The sequence below is a fragment of the Ferrovibrio sp. genome (assembly GCF_046297595.1).
Lineage (GTDB): Bacteria > Pseudomonadota > Alphaproteobacteria > Ferrovibrionales > Ferrovibrionaceae > Ferrovibrio.
This window is the reverse complement of record NZ_JBKBHT010000004.1, coordinates 326247-341378: the sequence shown is the minus strand read 5'-3', so window position 1 is coordinate 341378 and position 15132 is coordinate 326247. Positions and strand designations below refer to the sequence as shown.

The 15132-nt window shown below is 65.1% G+C and carries 14 protein-coding genes and 1 pseudogene; 3 read left to right on the top strand and 12 right to left on the bottom strand.

The features are described 5' to 3' along the window. Nucleotides 1-39: 39 nt before the first annotated feature. The 3 genes from ACK4FJ_RS13595 to ACK4FJ_RS13585 form a co-directional block, all read right to left on the bottom strand. Entirely contained in the window at nucleotides 40-783 is a 744-nt protein-coding gene (locus ACK4FJ_RS13595) for a CoA-transferase (protein ID WP_409767237.1), read from the bottom strand. Between the two features lie 5 nt (nucleotides 784-788). Continuing rightward, entirely contained in the window at nucleotides 789-1607 is an 819-nt protein-coding gene (locus tag ACK4FJ_RS13590) for a CoA transferase subunit A (RefSeq protein WP_409767235.1), read from the bottom strand. A gap of 80 nt (nucleotides 1608-1687) precedes the next feature. Then, nucleotides 1688-3283, bottom strand: coding sequence for a class I adenylate-forming enzyme family protein (locus tag ACK4FJ_RS13585; RefSeq protein ID WP_409767233.1), 1596 nt, complete (start codon nucleotides 3281-3283; stop codon nucleotides 1688-1690). A 196-nt stretch (nucleotides 3284-3479) separates the two neighbouring features. Between ACK4FJ_RS13585 and ACK4FJ_RS13580 the strand changes: the two genes are divergently transcribed. Next, nucleotides 3480-5276 carry a PHA/PHB synthase family protein gene (locus ACK4FJ_RS13580; RefSeq protein ID WP_409767232.1) on the top strand — a complete coding sequence of 599 codons (1797 nt, stop codon included), beginning with the start codon at nucleotides 3480-3482 and terminating at the stop codon, nucleotides 5274-5276. Between the two features lie 4 nt (nucleotides 5277-5280). Here the strand turns inward: ACK4FJ_RS13580 and ACK4FJ_RS13575 are convergent, their stop codons facing one another. The 9 genes and pseudogenes from ACK4FJ_RS13575 to ACK4FJ_RS13535 all read right to left on the bottom strand — a co-directional run bounded on the left by ACK4FJ_RS13575 (nucleotide 5281) and on the right by ACK4FJ_RS13535 (nucleotide 13638). Next, nucleotides 5281-5814 carry a 2,4'-dihydroxyacetophenone dioxygenase family protein gene (locus ACK4FJ_RS13575; RefSeq protein ID WP_409767231.1) on the bottom strand — a complete coding sequence of 178 codons (534 nt, stop codon included), beginning with the start codon at nucleotides 5812-5814 and terminating at the stop codon, nucleotides 5281-5283. 33 nt (nucleotides 5815-5847) lie between these two features. Continuing rightward, nucleotides 5848-6612 (bottom strand): SDR family NAD(P)-dependent oxidoreductase, encoded by a 765-nt coding sequence (locus tag ACK4FJ_RS13570; protein ID WP_409767230.1) that lies wholly within the window; start codon nucleotides 6610-6612, stop codon nucleotides 5848-5850. Between the two features lie 12 nt (nucleotides 6613-6624). Continuing rightward, nucleotides 6625-8076 (bottom strand): aldehyde dehydrogenase, encoded by a 1452-nt coding sequence (locus tag ACK4FJ_RS13565; RefSeq protein WP_409767290.1) that lies wholly within the window; start codon nucleotides 8074-8076, stop codon nucleotides 6625-6627. A gap of 267 nt (nucleotides 8077-8343) precedes the next feature. Next, nucleotides 8344-8820: pseudogene (locus tag ACK4FJ_RS13560) on the bottom strand (ABC transporter ATP-binding protein); the annotation flags it as partial. Next, nucleotides 8813-9547, bottom strand: a complete 735-nt coding sequence (locus ACK4FJ_RS13555) for an ABC transporter ATP-binding protein (protein WP_409767229.1) — start codon at nucleotides 9545-9547, stop codon at nucleotides 8813-8815. The gene ACK4FJ_RS13555 and the pseudogene ACK4FJ_RS13560, both read right to left, overlap by 8 nt. Continuing rightward, nucleotides 9544-10497 carry a branched-chain amino acid ABC transporter permease gene (locus ACK4FJ_RS13550; protein WP_409767228.1) on the bottom strand — a complete coding sequence of 318 codons (954 nt, stop codon included), beginning with the start codon at nucleotides 10495-10497 and terminating at the stop codon, nucleotides 9544-9546. Before ACK4FJ_RS13550 ends, ACK4FJ_RS13555 begins: the two co-directional genes overlap by 4 nt. After that, on the bottom strand, nucleotides 10494-11366 hold the full coding sequence (locus tag ACK4FJ_RS13545) for a branched-chain amino acid ABC transporter permease (protein WP_409767227.1): 873 nt from the start codon (nucleotides 11364-11366) through the stop codon (nucleotides 10494-10496). Before ACK4FJ_RS13545 ends, ACK4FJ_RS13550 begins: the two co-directional genes overlap by 4 nt. Before the next feature lie 84 nt (nucleotides 11367-11450). After that, nucleotides 11451-12662 carry an amino acid ABC transporter substrate-binding protein gene (locus ACK4FJ_RS13540; RefSeq protein ID WP_409767226.1) on the bottom strand — a complete coding sequence of 404 codons (1212 nt, stop codon included), beginning with the start codon at nucleotides 12660-12662 and terminating at the stop codon, nucleotides 11451-11453. 247 nt (nucleotides 12663-12909) lie between these two features. Further along, nucleotides 12910-13638 carry a DUF1194 domain-containing protein gene (locus ACK4FJ_RS13535; protein ID WP_409767225.1) on the bottom strand — a complete coding sequence of 243 codons (729 nt, stop codon included), beginning with the start codon at nucleotides 13636-13638 and terminating at the stop codon, nucleotides 12910-12912. Between the two features lie 179 nt (nucleotides 13639-13817). Here ACK4FJ_RS13535 and ACK4FJ_RS13530 point away from each other — a divergent pair, with 179 nt between their 5' ends. Further along, nucleotides 13818-14117, top strand: coding sequence for a hypothetical protein (locus tag ACK4FJ_RS13530; RefSeq protein WP_409767224.1), 300 nt, complete (start codon nucleotides 13818-13820; stop codon nucleotides 14115-14117). 87 nt (nucleotides 14118-14204) lie between these two features. Continuing rightward, nucleotides 14205-15131, top strand: a complete 927-nt coding sequence (locus ACK4FJ_RS13525) for a glycosyltransferase family 2 protein (RefSeq protein ID WP_409767223.1) — start codon at nucleotides 14205-14207, stop codon at nucleotides 15129-15131. Nucleotide 15132 lies beyond the last annotated feature (1 nt).

Genomic DNA, 15132 nt, shown 5'->3' with positions numbered 1-15132 from the left:
CCCGCTGATCAAACGGCCCGGTCATCCGGGCCGTTTTTTTTATTGTGCCGCTGCGGCGTCGGGGAAGACCTGCGCCACGAAACGCGGATAGGTCTCGCCGATCTCGGCCGCGATGCGCGTGCGCAGCAGCTGCAGCGTGGCGGCATCAGGGCCGGCGGTTTCCGGCACCTGCGCCGGGCAATTGAAATCGAAGCCGGTATTGTCGCGCACTTCTTCCACGCTGTGGCCGCGATGCACACTTTCGAGCGTGAAGCGCCGGCGCTGGCGATCGAAGGAGAACCAGCAGAGGTTGGTAAGCAGGCCGATGGGGCCGCCGGGGCGGTAGATGGCCTCGCCCGTGGGACCGGCAGCTGAGATGAAATCCACCTTGGGCACCAGCACGCGGCGGGTATGTTCTTCACGGAACAGGATCACGCGCGGCACAAGGTAATACAGATAGCCGGAGCCGAACGAACCGGGCCAGCGCACGTCATTCTGCGGATATGTGCTGCCCGCGCCGACCAGGTTGATATTGGCCTGGCCGTCGATCTGGCCGCCGCCAAGGAAAAAGGCATCCAGCCGTCCCTGCCCCGCCAGGTCGAACAGCTCGACGCCGCCATCGCAGAGAAAATCGTTGCGAATGCTGCCCAGCACATTCACGCGCATGCGGCCGCCCGAGAGCGCGCGGGCCAGTAAGGCTCCGGCACCGGGGATCGGCGAGGATGCGCCGGTGGCGACCAGCCGGCAGCCGGCCAGCAGGCGGGCGATGGTGGTGATCAGCAGTTCCTGGCGGCTGTATTCCATCGTCTTCACTCCGCCGCCTGGCGCGGTTGCACGAACTCGGCGAGGTAATGCGCAAAGCCTTCGTCGCTGCGCGCCAGTTCCAGATAGCGGCGCATATGGGCATCGTCGTAATCGTAGATGTCCCACAGCTTGATCGGCCAGGCGCCGCGCGGCGCCACGGCGATGTCGCCGATATAGGCCGCCGTCAGCGTGCCGGCTGCGCTTTCCTCCGAGGCCAGCAGGTCGACATCGCGGATTTCCTCCACGGTGATCAGCGACATGGCCGAGGCATGGGCCATGGCCACCAGTTCGCGGCGGCGGCCGATGAAGGCGTTGCCGTTGCGGTCGGCGAACGGCGCGTGGAACACCGCGATGTCGGGCCGGATCGCCGGCAGCAGCACGATGGGGTCCTTGTCCTGGGCAAAGGGATTGTCGATCACCTGCCAGTCGGGGCGGTTTTTCAGCAGGTCGCTGCCCAGCAGGCCACGCAGCGGCATGAAAGGCAGGCCCTTGCCGGCAGCCTGGATCGCGGCGTGCACGGCGGGACAGGTGGCATCCATCATCCTGAACGCACCACGTTTCAGCCCGGCGGCAAAGCGGGGCGCACCGCCATATTCGCCGAGCGTCACCGCCGAGGTTTCCAGCGTGCCGACACAGCCGGCGCCGACCAGCAGGTCGGTTTGCAGGCCCGAAACCGGCACGCAGACCACATGCAGGTTGCGCACGCCGCGGCGGATCATGGCGCGGGTGAGTTCCATCGCCACACCAGAGTAATCCGGCGGCACGGCGATCTTGGCGCCATCGGGAATCTGCGCGGCAAGCTGCGCGACGGTTGAGCCCGGCATGACGGTTTCCTCCAAATTATCTTGGCACGGATTGTTGCGCGGATCGGGCGCCTCGGCAATCCCAAAACAATTGGCGAAAATCAACTTGCGATGCTGTCGCGCAGCACACGCTTGAGCAGCTTGCCGTTGGCATTGCGCGGCAGGGGTTCGTCGAGCAGCGTGAAGGTTTCCGGCACCTTGTAATCGGCCAGGTGTTTGGCGCAATAGGCCTGCAATTCGGCCGCGTCCACAGGTTGCCGTCGCGCCACGAAGGCATGCACGCGTTCACCCAGCACCGGGCAGGGTCTGGCCACGATGGCGCTTTCCAGCACGCCGGGATGGCCGCTCAGCACGTTTTCCACCTCGACGGAGAATATCTTGTAGCCGCCGCGGTTGATCATGTCCTTCACGCGGTCGAAGACCCGTACGAAGCCATCCTGATCAATGGAGCCGACATCGCCGGAATGCCAGAAGCCGGCGGTGAAGTTCTCGGCGGTGGCCTGCGGGTTGTTCCAGTAGCCGCGCACCACCATCGGACCGCCGATCCAGATTTCGCCGCTTTCGCCGCGCGGCAATTCGCGGCCCTGCGCGTCCACCACGATCACCTCGGCGCAGGGTGCCTCCAGGCCCACCGAGTCCGAATGGCTGGCGGTGAAACGCGGCGGCATCATGGTGGTGGGCGACGTGGTTTCGGTGGCACCATAAGCGTTCATCAGTTGCAGCTGCGGCAGTTTGTCGGCCAGCGCCGCAATGGTGGATTGCGGCATCGGCGCGCCGCCATAACCGCCGATGCGCCAGGACGAGAGATCGTATCGGTCGAAATCCGGCTGCAGCAGGCAGAGATTATACATCGCCGGCACCATGATGGTGTGGGTCAGCCGTTCCTTCTGCGCCAGCGGCAGGAAATCGCGTGCCTTGAATTCGGGCACGACGATGACGCAGCCGCCGCCCTGCCAGGCGGTGACGATGATGGCGATCAGGCCGGTGACATGGCTGGCCGGCACCGCCAGCAGCGAGCGGTCCATCGGCCCCAGCCCCATGCAATGCTGAAAATGCAGAGCCGAATGCACGATGTTGAAATGGGACAGCATCGCGCCCTTGGGCCGGCCGGTGGTGCCCGAGGTGTAGAGGATCACGGCCGTCTCTTCCTCGGCCGGTGCGACGAAGGCGGGTGCCGGCGCCGTGCTGCTCAGCTCGGCGAAGGGCCGTGAGCCTTTGCTGTCGCCGCCCACCGCCACACGGTGTTTGAGCTGCGGCGCTTCCGTGGCCGCAGGCAGGCGGTCGACCAGGTCGGCCTCGTGGACCAGCAACGTTGCGCCGGCATGATCGAGGATATAGGCGATCTCGGGACCCTGCAGACGGATGCCGAGCGGCACGGCGATGGCGCCCAGCCGCAGGGCGGCCAGCAACACGGTGATGAACTCGACGCGGTTGCCGACCAACAGCGCCACGCGGTCGCCCGCCTTGATCCCCAGCGCGGCCATGCCGGCCGCCACGCGTTCGGCTTCATCGGCCAAGGCGCGGTAATCCAGCCGCGTTTCGCTCGCCACCACGGCGTCGCTGCCAGGCCATGCTTCCACGCTGCGGGCGAAGATGTCCCAGACATGGGCGGGACGGTCGGCGAAACAGCGCACCACACGATCGCCGAAATGCGCCTCGCGGCGGATTTTGATACTCGGATCGAGCGTCCAGGCCATGGTTCCTCCGGATTTTATGCCGGCAGGATGGCGGGTGCGGGGCCGGATCGTCAATTAACGGACTGATTTGGCAGCGCTATTTGCTGCAGCGCGGCAAATTGTCCGATCTGTTCGATTTATTGAGCATAATCAAATTCCTACCACAAACGGCTGGTACAATTGCGGCATAAACAAGCCTCTCACCCCGGGCCATCACATGCACGCCAAGCTTTCCGTCCCCGTAACAGCCGCGCCGACGGCCCCGACGACGGCCCCCTGCCCGCCCGAGGCCGAGGATGGCGTCGCCCTGCCGCTGGACCGGCTGGTGAATGCCACGCTGGCCAAGCTGTCGCTGGGTATCTCGCCACTGGCCCTGCCGGCCGCCTATCTGGACTGGGCGATGCATCTGGCGCTGTCGCCCGGCAAACAGGCCGAGCTGGGCCACAAGGCGTTGAGCAAGATGCTGCGACTGGCGCTCTATGCCGCCAGCGGCACGGGCCAGGACCAGAGCGCCACCTGCATCAAGCCGTTGCCGCAGGACCGCCGCTTCGATGACCCGGCCTGGCAGAAGCCGCCGTTCAATTTCATCTACCAGTCCTTCCTGCTGGGCCAGCAATGGCTGCACAATGCCACCACCGGCGTGCGTGGCGTGTCGAAGCATCATGAGCAGGTGGTGGAATTCGCCACGCGGCAGATTTTCGACATCTTCTCGCCCAGCAACAATCTGCTGACCAATCCGGTGGCCCTGCAGCGCACGATCAACGAAGGCGGCATGAACCTGATGCGCGGCTTCGGCAATTTCATCGAGGATTTGCAGCGCAACCTGGCCGGCCAGCCGCCCGTGGGCGCGGAGGATTACCGCGTGGGCGAGACCGTGGCGGTGACACCGGGCCAGGTGGTGTTCCGCAACCGCCTGATCGAAGTGATCCAGTATGCGCCGACGACCGACAGCGTGCTGGCCGAGCCGGTTCTGCTGGTGCCGGCCTGGATCATGAAATACTACATCCTCGATCTGTCGGCACGGAATTCGCTGGTGCGCCACCTGGTCGAGCGCGGCCATACCGTGTTCATGATCTCGTGGAAGAACCCGGATTACGACGACCGCGAACTGGGCTTCGACGATTACCGCAAGCTGGGCGTGATGGCAGCGCTGGATGCGGTGTCGGCGATCTGCCCGAAACAGAAAATCCACGGCGTGGGCTATTGCCTGGGCGGCACGCTGCTGTCGGTGGCCGCCGCCGCCATGGCACGCGACGGCGACGACCGCCTGGCCAGCCTGACCCTGCTGGCGGCGCAGACCGATTTCTCGGAAGCCGGCGAACTGACGCTGTTCATCGATGAGAACCAGGTGACTTTCCTGGAAGACATGATGTGGCAGCAGGGCTATCTGGATACCAAGCAGATGGCCGGCGCCTTCCAGCTGCTGCGCTCCAACGACCTGATCTGGTCGCAGATGATGCACGATTATATCGTCGGCGAACGGCGCGGCATGATCGACCTGATGGCCTGGAATGCCGACCAGACCCGCATGCCCTATCGCATGCACAGCGAATACCTGCGCCAGATGTTCCTGAACAACGACTTTGCCGAAGGACGGCTGCGGGTGGATGGCCGGCCGGTGGCGCTGACCGATATCCGCGTGCCGGTCTTTGCCGTGGGCACCGAATTCGACCATGTGGCGCCCTGGCATTCGGTGTTCAAGATCGTGCGGCTGGCCGATACGGACGTGACCTTCCTGCTCACCTCGGGCGGCCACAATGCCGGCATCGTCAGCGAGCCGGGCAGGAACAACCGGCATTACCGGCTGGCCCAGCATCCCGAGCACGCCCCTTACATCGACCCCGACCGTTGGCTGAATGACACGCCGACGCAATCCGGCTCATGGTGGCCGGCCTGGTTCGACTGGCTGGCGCAGCACAGCAGCGCCCGCATCGCGCCGCCCGCCATGGGCAACACGGCTGCCGGCTACGCACCGCTGGAGCCGGCGCCCGGCTCTTACGTGCGCCAGCCCTGAACCTTCAACGATACAGGCTGTCGATATAGGCGGCGCCGATGCCGACCTTGTCGTAATGCGCCTTGCACATGGCGATATACTGGTGCACGTCGAAATAGCCGTTCGGCTCGCCGGCTTCGTCCAGCCAGATCAGTGGCCCGGTGACGATGAAAAACACCTTCATCGGGTCCTTGTGTTCGAAAGCCACCAGGGTATGGCCCTCGCCCGGCGTTTCGTAGACGAAATCACCGGCGGTGGCCGTCCAGTCATGCTCCAGATAACCCCATTTGCCCGAGATGGTGTAGGCGAACACCTCGTGGGGATGGTAATGCCGGTTCACCAGGCCGGCGCTTTTCGCCATCAGGATGTCGCACCACTTGTTCTGCGACGGCGAGATCCATAACGGCCGCGACGATACCGTGTCGGTGAAGGGCACGTAATATTTCTCGTCGTCGGTCGGCGCGTCGGCGATATAGGCCTCGGGCAGCGCATCGGGCTGGAACACCTTCTGGATCGGCTTGAGGTCTTTCCAGAATTCGTTGGTGGCGCGTTCGGGCATGGGGTTCCTCCGATTGTTTTGGCGATTGCTTTTTTAGATATGCATGCCGCCATCGGCCATGAAGACACTGCCGGTGGAGAAGCTGCTCTGGTCGCTGGCCAGGAACAGTACCGAACGCGCGACTTCCTCAGGCAAGGCATGACGGCCGAGCGGGATGATGGAATCGAGCAGCTTGGTGGCGTCGCGGCCGATAGCAGCCGAAAGCCCGGTTTCGATGTCCTTCTGGAAGCCGTTGTCGATCGGCCCCGGCGCAATCACGTTGACGCGAATGCCGCGCGGCGCGGCTTCCTTCGCTGCCGTGCGCATCAGGCCGATCACGGCATGCTTGGAGGTGGCATAGGCGCAGATGCCGGGATCGCTGGTCACGCCCACCACGCTGGAGGTGATGATGATGCTGCCGCCGCTTGCCATCTTCGGCAGGCCGTATTTGCAGGCCAGGAACGAGGCGCGCACGTTGACGGCCATCACCGCGTCGAACACATCCTCGGGATACTCGGTGATCGGGCTGATCACGCCGCTGATCCCGGCATTGGAGAACAGCACGTCGATGCGGCCCCATTTCGCCATGGTGGCGTCGATATAGCCGCGCGTGGCCGTCGCATCGGCCACGTCGGCGGCGAACACCGCCACGCGGTCGGCCGGTGCGGCCAGTTCGCGCTGTGCCGCCTCCAGCCGGTCCTGCTTCAGGTCCACCAGCATGACGCTGGCGCCCTCGCGCAGGAAGGCGGCGGCACTGGCCAGGCCCAGACTGCCGGCCGCGCCGGTGACGATGCAGACCTTGCCGCCCAGCAATGCCATGACGCGCCCCGCTCAGATCGGATAATGACCGGGCTGGGTCTCGATGGTGATCCAGCGCAGTTCGGTGAATTCCTCGATGCCGGCCTTGCCGCCGAAGCGGCCGTAACCGGATGCCTTGGTGCCGCCGAAGGGCATCTGCGCCTCGTCATGCACGGTGGGGCCGTTGATGTGGCAGATGCCGCTTTGGATTTGCCGCGCCACGCCCATGGCGCGCGCGATGTCGCGGCTGAACACGGCGGCCGCCAAGCCGTATTCGGTGTCGTTGGCGATGCGGATGGCATCCTGCTCGTCGCGCGCGCGCACCACGCAGGTGACCGGGCCGAAGGATTCCTCGTGATAGATCTTCATCTCGGGCGTGACGTGATCCAGCACGCTGGCCGACATGATGGCCCCATCGGCCTTGCCGCCGGCCACCAGCTTGGCGCCCTTGGCCACGGCATCGTCGATCAGATGCACCACCTTCTCGGCCGCCTCTCGGCTGACCACGGCACCCAGCGGCGTGTTGCCCTGGCGCGGATCGCCGGCCACCAGCGTCTGCGCCTTGGCAGCGAACTTGGCCACAAAGGCATCGCCGATCTTCTGGTCCACCACGATGCGTTCGGTGGACATACAGATCTGGCCCTGGTTCATGAAGGCGCCGAAGGCGGCGGCCTTCACGGCTTCGTCCAGGTCGGCATCCTCCAGCACCACGAACGGCGCCTTGCCGCCCAGTTCCAGCAGCACGGGCTTGAGATACCGCGCCGCCGTCTCGGCGATGATGCGGCCGACCTTGGTCGAACCGGTGAAGTTGATGCGCCGCACCGCCGGATGGGCGATCAGTGCCTCGACCACCTTCGCGGCATCGGCCGGCGCGTTGGTCACCACATTCACCACGCCCGGCGGCAGGCCGGCATCGGCCAAGGCCTCGGCGATCAGGCGATGGGTGCCGGGGCAGATTTCGGATGCCTTCAGCACAACGGTGTTGCCGCAGGCCAGCGGCATGGCCAGCGCGCGGGTGCCGAGGATCACCGGCGCGTTCCACGGCGCGATGCCGAGGATGACGCCGACCGGCTGGCACACCGCCATGGAGATGCAGCCCGGCTTGTCGGACGGGATCACCTCGCCGCCGATCTGGGTGGTCATCGCCGCCGCCTCGCGCAGCATGCCGGAGGCCAGATGCACGTTGAAACCGGCCCAGGCCGCCGTCGCACCGGTTTCCTCGGCCATGCGGGCGATGAAATCCTTGGCCCGCGCCGCCAGCGCATCGGCTGCCTTCAGCAGATGGGCGCGGCGCGCATTCGGCCCCAGTGCCGACCAGGCGGGAAACGCCTTCGCCGCCGCATCGGCAGCCTTGATGGCATCGGCCACATCGGCGGCTGCCGCGCGGCTGGCCACGGCCCCGCTCAGCGGATTGTGGCGCTCGAAGGTACGGCCGCCGACAGCGGCGACATCCTTGCCGTCAATCAGCAAATCGATGGTGAACATGCTTGCTCTCCCTTGGACTTGAGTATGTGTGTCGGCCGCGACACCCAGATAGGCACGCTGTACGGCCGGATCGTCGCGCAATGCCGCGGCACTGCCCTGTCCCACGATGCGGCCGTTTTCGATCAGGTAGCCGCGGTCGGCGATCGCGAGGCTGCGCTTGGCATTCTGTTCCACCAGCAGCACGCCGATGCCGGCCTCGCGTACACGTTCCAGCGCGCCGAACAGCTCGCCGCACATCAGCGGCGACAGGCCCAGCGAAGGTTCGTCCAGCAGCAGGATATCGGGCGCCGACATCAGGGCACGGCCGATGGCCACCATCTGCTGCTCGCCACCGCTCATGGTGCGAGCGGCCTGGTTCATGCGTTCGGCCAGGCGCGGGAACAGCGTCAGGACGCGCTGGAGATTCTCAGTTTCTTTAGCGCGCGCGCGCTTCGCGAAGGCGCCAAGCTGCAGATTCTCGCGCACGGTCAGTTCGCCGAAGATGCCGCGCCCTTCGGGCACCAGGGCCAGGCCGGCCTCGACGATCTGGTGCGCGCCGAGCCGGCGCAGGTCCTGCCCGGCCAGTGTGATGCGGGTGTCGGCTGCCGTGGGCTGCAGGCCGCCGATGGCGCGCAGCAGAGAGGTCTTGCCGCTGCCATTGGCACCGAGGATAACGACGATTTCGCGTGCGCCGACGCTGAGGCCGACATTGTCGAGGGCGCGGTGTTTGCCGTAGCACACCGAGAGGCTGGCGATCTCAAGCATCGGCATCCCCCAGATAGGCGCGCACGACTTCCGGGTCGGCCAGTACGGCAGTGGGCGTGCCGTCGGCGATCCTGCGGCCGGCATTCATCACCACGCAGCGGTCGCAGAGCGAGCGGATGGCATCCATCACATGCTCGACCATCAGGATGGCGATGCCTTCGGAACGCAGCGACCGGATCAGGTCGATGCCCTGCAACAGTTCGGTGGGGTTGAGGCCGGCCAGCCATTCATCAAGCAACAGGAGCTGCGGCTTGAGCGCCAGCGCGCGGGCCAGTTCCAGCCGCTTCTGGTCGATATAGGTGAGTTCAGTCGTCATCGTGTCGGCGCGGCCGGCCAGTCCGACGCGGGCCAGGATATCCTCGGCCTCGCGCGCGGCGGCACTCCCCCACAGATGCCGGGTGCCGAACGCGAGGCCGGCCAGCACATTCTCGCGGCACGACAGGGAGGCGAGCACACGGACGAGCTGGAAGGTGCGGGCCACGCCAAGGCGGGCGATCCGGTGCGGCGCCAGACCATGAATGGCGGCCCCGCGCAGCTGGATCGTGCCGGCATTGGGCGCGAGCGCCCCGGAGATCATGTTCAGCACGGTGGTCTTGCCCGAGCCGTTCGGCCCGAGCAGACCAAGAATCTCGCCGTCATTCACGGCGAATTCCACGCCATCGACGGCAACCAGGCCGCCGAAGCGGCGCGTCAAGCCGGAAACCTGCAGAAGCGTCTGCCCGCTCATAGCCGCTTCTCCCCGCCCAGGCCACGCCAAGAGCCACGTATGGCGCCACGGCCCTGCTCCAGCAGGCCGACGATGCCGCGCGGAATCGCATAGACGATCAGCATGAAAGCCAGACCGATCAGGATGCTGAAATGGTTCGGGAAGTTGGCCAGCAGATATTCAAACAGCAGCGCCAGCGGCACCACACCCAGTACCGGGCCATACAGCCGATGCACGCCACCCAGCAGGGCCATGATCAGCACCTGGAAAGACGTGACCGGGTTGAAGGCGATGGCCGGGTCGATATAGGTCCAGCGCGGCGCCATCACCGCGCCCGACAGCGTCATGAACACGGCACTGAGGGCAAATAGTGCTACTTTCGCCGTGGTGGTGTTGATGCCGACATGGCGCGCCACGGTCTCGTCGTCGCCAATCACCTGCAGGGCCAGCCCGAGCCGCGAGCGCCGGATCAGCATGCCGCAGAGGAAGACCAGAACGGCCAGACCAAGAAGCTGCCAGTAGATCTGCTCGGTGGTGATGTCGATGAAGACATACCGGCCGAGCGTGCGGGTGATGTTGACTTCGTACCAAGTGACCAGCTGGCGGATCAGCTCGGCCAGGCCGAAGGTGAAGATGACGAAATAGACGCCAGACAGGCGCAGGGTGGACAGGCCCACCACCAGCGCGACGACCAGGCCGATGATCAGCGCGATCAGCAGAACCAAAGGCCAGGCCAGCACCTCGCCGAACACCGCCACGGTATAGGCGCCGATACCGAAGAAGGCGACGGTGGCCAGCGAGACATAGCGCGTGGGACCGGAGAACAAAGCCCAGGCCGTGGCCAGCACGGTATAGTTCAGGATGCTGATCGCCAGCGACAGGCCATAGCCATCGGCATGGAACGGCACCATGGCCAGAACGGCCAAAGCGATCAGGGCGAGCGGCATGCCCAGCAGAATCTGGCGGTTCATCGGCCGGCTCCGCCGAACAGGCCCTGCGGCCGCACCAGCAGGATCAGCAGGAAGATCGTGTAGGTGGCCGCCAGCGTGAGGCCGGGATCGATCCAGGTGGCCACGAAGGTTTCGGTCAGCCCCAGAATGAGCCCGGCGACCAGCGCGCCCAGCATATTGCCGACGCCACCCATGATGACGACGATGAGCGCCTTCATGGTGAAGACCACGCCGATATTGGCGTTGAAAGTGAGGAACATCGAGGTCAGCACGCCGCTGGCCGCGATCAGGGCGCCGCCGAGCGCAAAGGCAATCGCGGCGGTGGCGCGGACGTCGATGGCGACCAACTGGGCCGAGACGGGGTCGACGGCCACGGCGCGCACGGCAGTGCCGGCGCGGGTGCGGGTCAGGCCCCAATAGAGCGCCAGCCCGATCACGGCGGCAAAGCCCAGGGCCAGCAGGCGGTTGGCCGCGATGGTTGCGCCGAAAACCTGCACCGGAACGGCGAGGAAAGAATAGCTGTAATAGGCGCCGCCGAACAGCACGAGCATCACGCCCTGCACCACGAAGAGCAGGCCGAAGGTGGCGAGGATGCTGTCGACTTCCAGCGCGTCGCGCGTCTTGGCGCGGCGCACCAGCGGCACCAGCAGGACCCGATAGATGGCATAGGTGATGAGCGTGGCTGCCGGCACAATGACGAGCAGGCCGGCCAGCGGCGGCAGGCCGGCCGCGGTGAAGAACCAGAAGGCGGCAAAGGCCGAGGCGATCAGCAATTCGCCGTAGGACAGGTTCATGATCCGCGCCACGCCATACTGGAGCGTGAGCCCCATGGCGATCAGCGCATACATGCCGCCCAGCGTGACACCGGAGAGCAGGGCTTCGACAAACATCAACGACAACCTTCGATACGGACCGCGTTCAACCGCGCGGAAGGATTCCGCGGCGGGCACATGACCCGCCGCGGAATGCGAGGGTTACTGTTTCCAGGCCGGCTTCGGGATGATCATCGGGCTGATGCCCGGACCCGCCGGCGCGACGCCGGTGAAGAAGCCCTTCTGCCACTGGCCGATATAGGGGTAGAAGCCCTTCGGCGGCATGTTGTCGACCAGCTTGATCTTGCCCAGCACGGTGTCGAAGGTGCCGGTTTGCAGCTCCTTGATGATCGCCGCCCGGTCGATCTTGCCGACGCGCTCGACCGCCTGTTCCAGCATCTGCAGCGAGACATAGCCGAGCTGGCTGCCCCAGTAGTCGGGATCGCGGTTATGCATGGCAACATGCTTCTTGCGGTATTCCATGGTGCCCGCATTGTTCGGGAACCACCCGCCGAGCGTCATGATGCCTTCGACATTCTCGCCGAAACGCTGCGGGAACAGCGGGAAAGCCGTGCCGACGCCGGTGAACATCACCTTGGGGGCGAAGTTGGCGATCTTGGCCTGATCGTTGATGGCCACCGTGTCGGGCGGATAGCTGAAGGCGATGAAGGTGTCGGCGCCCGAACGCTGGGCCTCGCTGATCATCGGCGCCATGTCCTGGGTGCCGATGGGATAGCTCTTGTCGTAGATCAGCTTGAAGCCAGCCTTTTCCAGGCCGGCGCGGGCGGCCTTCGACAGGTCGATACCGAAACCGTCGGCAATGCTGATCATCGCCACATTGGCGTTGATCTTGCCGGCCTTCTGCTCCTTGGTCAGCAATTCGACGAGGGCATCGATATACTGCACGCTGGTGCCGAGGAACCAGAAGCTGTTCGGCCAGCGCTTGACCAGTTCCGGCGCGCGGTCGGTCACGGCGCTGAAGGTAATCTGCGGGTAGCCGTATTTGTTGAAAACAGGACCGACCGCGAGATTGAGGCCGGTGCCCCAGGGCGGCAGCAGCAGGTCGACCTTGTCCTGGGTGATCAGGCGTTCGACGGCGCGCACGGCTTCTTCCGAATTCGAGCGGTCATCGTATTCGACCACTTCGATGGGCACGCGCTTGCCGCCGATCATCAGGCCGCCCTTGTCATTCAGTTCCTTGAACCAGAGCTGGTAATTCGGAATCTGCGTGATGTTGGCGCCACCGGCATTCGGTCCGGTCTTGGAAATCGCGTAACCGATCTTGATCTTGTCCTGCGCCATCGCGGTCGCGGCGGCGACAGTGAGCAGGCCGGCGGCCAGAACGGCCGAAAGCACTTGCAATCGCTTTTTCATGCTTACTCCTCCCATTGATCGCCGGCTCCGGAGGATGGTCCGGGCAAGGCGTTTCCGTTTCCCGTCACGATGCAGCAGGAAATCCAGCACAGAAGTAGCGCCGTTCCGTTCCGCCATCTTGCCCCAGAGTGAACTGAAACTTATCCCGGCGCGAATATCGCTGCCGTGATCCGCACGCTGCGGCGCACATATTCATTCGTGCAAGGCCACGCTGGAAACTCCGCCCGCAGACGGATTGTCGGCCTCGTCACGCGCGGGCCGGAGCACCAGCGCCGGCGATTTCCAGCACCAGCTTGCGGCGGATCGCAGTGGCAAAATCCTCGAAATCCCGCGCCGGCATCACGAAAGCGCCCGGGCCGCCGACCACATGGTCGCGGTAATAACCATCGATATCCGGTTCCATATGCAGGATCGGCAGGCCGTTGATCACGATGCCCGCCGACGCAGCCCGGTCCCGCGCACCATCGGGCGGCGGGCCGTTGTTGCTGCGCCCGTCGCCGGAGACATCGATCACACGGCGCACGGCATCGGCAGGACTGCGCCCGAGCAATGCCTGACCGAATTCAATCGCACCGGCAGGCGAAGTGCCCCCGCTGAAGATCATCCGCTCCACACGCTCGAGCGTGGTGGCGAAGGCCGCGATCCCGGCCTCGGTCTGCAGGATCGTCCAGGGGATCAGCTGCGCCTGCAGCCCATACCCCGACCACTGGAAATACGTGACGGCAATGGCGCCATGTATCCCGGCGCGGATCGCCTTGATCACCCTGGGATCGCGGAAGGCATCGCCATAACCGCGCTGCTGCAGGGCGTAATGCTCGGCATGCACGCTGCCCGAACAGTCGGCGGCCAGCACCAGCGCCATGTCGACCGCCCGGCGTTGGGCATGCAGCAACCCCGGGCCGGCCAGAGCCAGTCCGGCCAGGCCGAAGCCGCCGGCCAGTATGCCGCGGCGCTTCAACAGGCGACGAGACGACACGATCATCCCCCCGGATTGCCGGTCATGACCGGCGCCATGACAATCATGAAGTATGTCGCCCGGGGCGGGATGGCCAAACCGGCCCGGGCGCGAACAGGAGCGCAACAACCAACCTATTGAAAGGAAATAATTAAATACGTGTCTTTGCTGTGGATAAATGATCTGGTAACCTTAATAAAATGTCTAACATCACCGACATCATCCCGTCCCTGCCCATCGAGCGCGGCACCGTGACCCTCGCCACGGGCGGCATGCCGAAGTCGCGTGCCGAGATCGTCAGCGAGGGGCAAATGCCCGGGGTGGAAACCCTGCTTCAGAAACTGCTGGAAGTGCGTGGGGAGATCGGCGGGCCTGACAAGGCCAAGGCGGAACGGGAAGCTCCGGTGCGTGAGTTCCACGGCGCTCCGATCACCTATGACGGCTTTGCCAATGTGCAGCGCCGGCCGCCCGCCGAATCGATCTTTCTTATCATCGCCTGACCCGCGCCATCCCCTGCCCCGCTTGTAAACCGAGGCGAAAGCCTTTATTCGCGGCTATCCGCTTCCTTTTCCGCCCAGCGGTTCAGCATGTCCGGCCAACCTGAAATCAGTTTCGTGATTCCGGTCTACAACAAGGCCGACATCCTGCCCCACACGCTGTCGGCGCTCGCCGGCCAGCGCCTGTCCGTGCCGGTAGAATACATTTTTGTCGACGATGCCTCGCGGGACGGTTCCGCAGATATCCTGCAGGCCCGCGCCGATGCCCTGCCGGGCACCGTCGTGATCCGCAACAGCGACAATGCCGGGCCCAGCAGGCGCCTGAACCAGGGCGCGGCACAGGCGCGTGGCCGCTATCTATGCCTGATCGATGCCGACGAACTGATCGCCCCCGATGCCGTGGCGACGATGTTGCGCCTGATGCAGGAACACCAGGCCGACATGGTGCATGGCAAGGTAAAACATGCCGCACAGGCGGCGGCCGAACTGCATCCGCCGGCCATCGGCACCGCGCCCGCCATGGAAATCAATGACCGTCCGCTGGTCACCATCCTGGACGGCCGCGGTTTCGTGCGCATGGCCTGGCTGGTGGAGACCACCCTGTTCCGCGCCGCCGGCGGCTGCGACGAGCGCCTGTTCATCCAGGATGAATCGCTGCCGTTGCGCCTGGCATTGAAAGCACGGCGATTGATCGACCTGCGTGCCTACGTGATGTGGGCGCCGCGGGCGGAATCGCATCTGTCGTCCGACAAGCGGCAGCAGCATCACGACCGCTTCTTCGCCTATTACAACCTGCTGCGCGACACTGGCGGACTGGCACCGCAGGATCGGCGCAAGATTGCCGCCATCTGCGCCTCCATCGCCTGGAAGGCCACACGCCGGAGCGGATTGCGACTTGGAACGGCATCCGCCCTTGTCAGCTATGTGGCGGCGAAGATAGGCCTAGACGTATCAGACCGCTATCTCGATCGAGCCGCAGCGGCCTTCCGCGCCATGCCCAATATACGCAAGCCCTGAG

Bases quoted from the DNA above. Each gene is read 5' to 3' on its own strand.
- ACK4FJ_RS13595 (WP_409767237.1), bottom strand. From the start codon at position 783: ATGGAATACAGCCGCCAGGAACTGCTGATCACCACCATCGCCCGCCTG.
- ACK4FJ_RS13590 (WP_409767235.1), bottom strand. From the start codon at position 1,607: ATGCCGGGCTCAACCGTCGCGCAGCTTGCCGCGCAGATTCCCGATGGC.
- ACK4FJ_RS13585 (WP_409767233.1), bottom strand. From the start codon at position 3,283: ATGGCCTGGACGCTCGATCCGAGTATCAAAATCCGCCGCGAGGCGCAT.
- ACK4FJ_RS13580 (WP_409767232.1), top strand. From the start codon at position 3,480: ATGCACGCCAAGCTTTCCGTCCCCGTAACAGCCGCGCCGACGGCCCCG.
- ACK4FJ_RS13575 (WP_409767231.1), bottom strand. From the start codon at position 5,814: ATGCCCGAACGCGCCACCAACGAATTCTGGAAAGACCTCAAGCCGATC.
- ACK4FJ_RS13570 (WP_409767230.1), bottom strand. From the start codon at position 6,612: ATGGCATTGCTGGGCGGCAAGGTCTGCATCGTCACCGGCGCGGCCGGC.
- ACK4FJ_RS13565 (WP_409767290.1), bottom strand. From the start codon at position 8,076: ATGTTCACCATCGATTTGCTGATTGACGGCAAGGATGTCGCCGCTGTC.
- ACK4FJ_RS13555 (WP_409767229.1), bottom strand. From the start codon at position 9,547: ATGAGCGGGCAGACGCTTCTGCAGGTTTCCGGCTTGACGCGCCGCTTC.
- ACK4FJ_RS13550 (WP_409767228.1), bottom strand. From the start codon at position 10,497: ATGAACCGCCAGATTCTGCTGGGCATGCCGCTCGCCCTGATCGCTTTG.
- ACK4FJ_RS13545 (WP_409767227.1), bottom strand. From the start codon at position 11,366: ATGTTTGTCGAAGCCCTGCTCTCCGGTGTCACGCTGGGCGGCATGTAT.
- ACK4FJ_RS13540 (WP_409767226.1), bottom strand. From the start codon at position 12,662: ATGAAAAAGCGATTGCAAGTGCTTTCGGCCGTTCTGGCCGCCGGCCTG.
- ACK4FJ_RS13530 (WP_409767224.1), top strand. From the start codon at position 13,818: ATGTCTAACATCACCGACATCATCCCGTCCCTGCCCATCGAGCGCGGC.
- ACK4FJ_RS13525 (WP_409767223.1), top strand. From the start codon at position 14,205: ATGTCCGGCCAACCTGAAATCAGTTTCGTGATTCCGGTCTACAACAAG.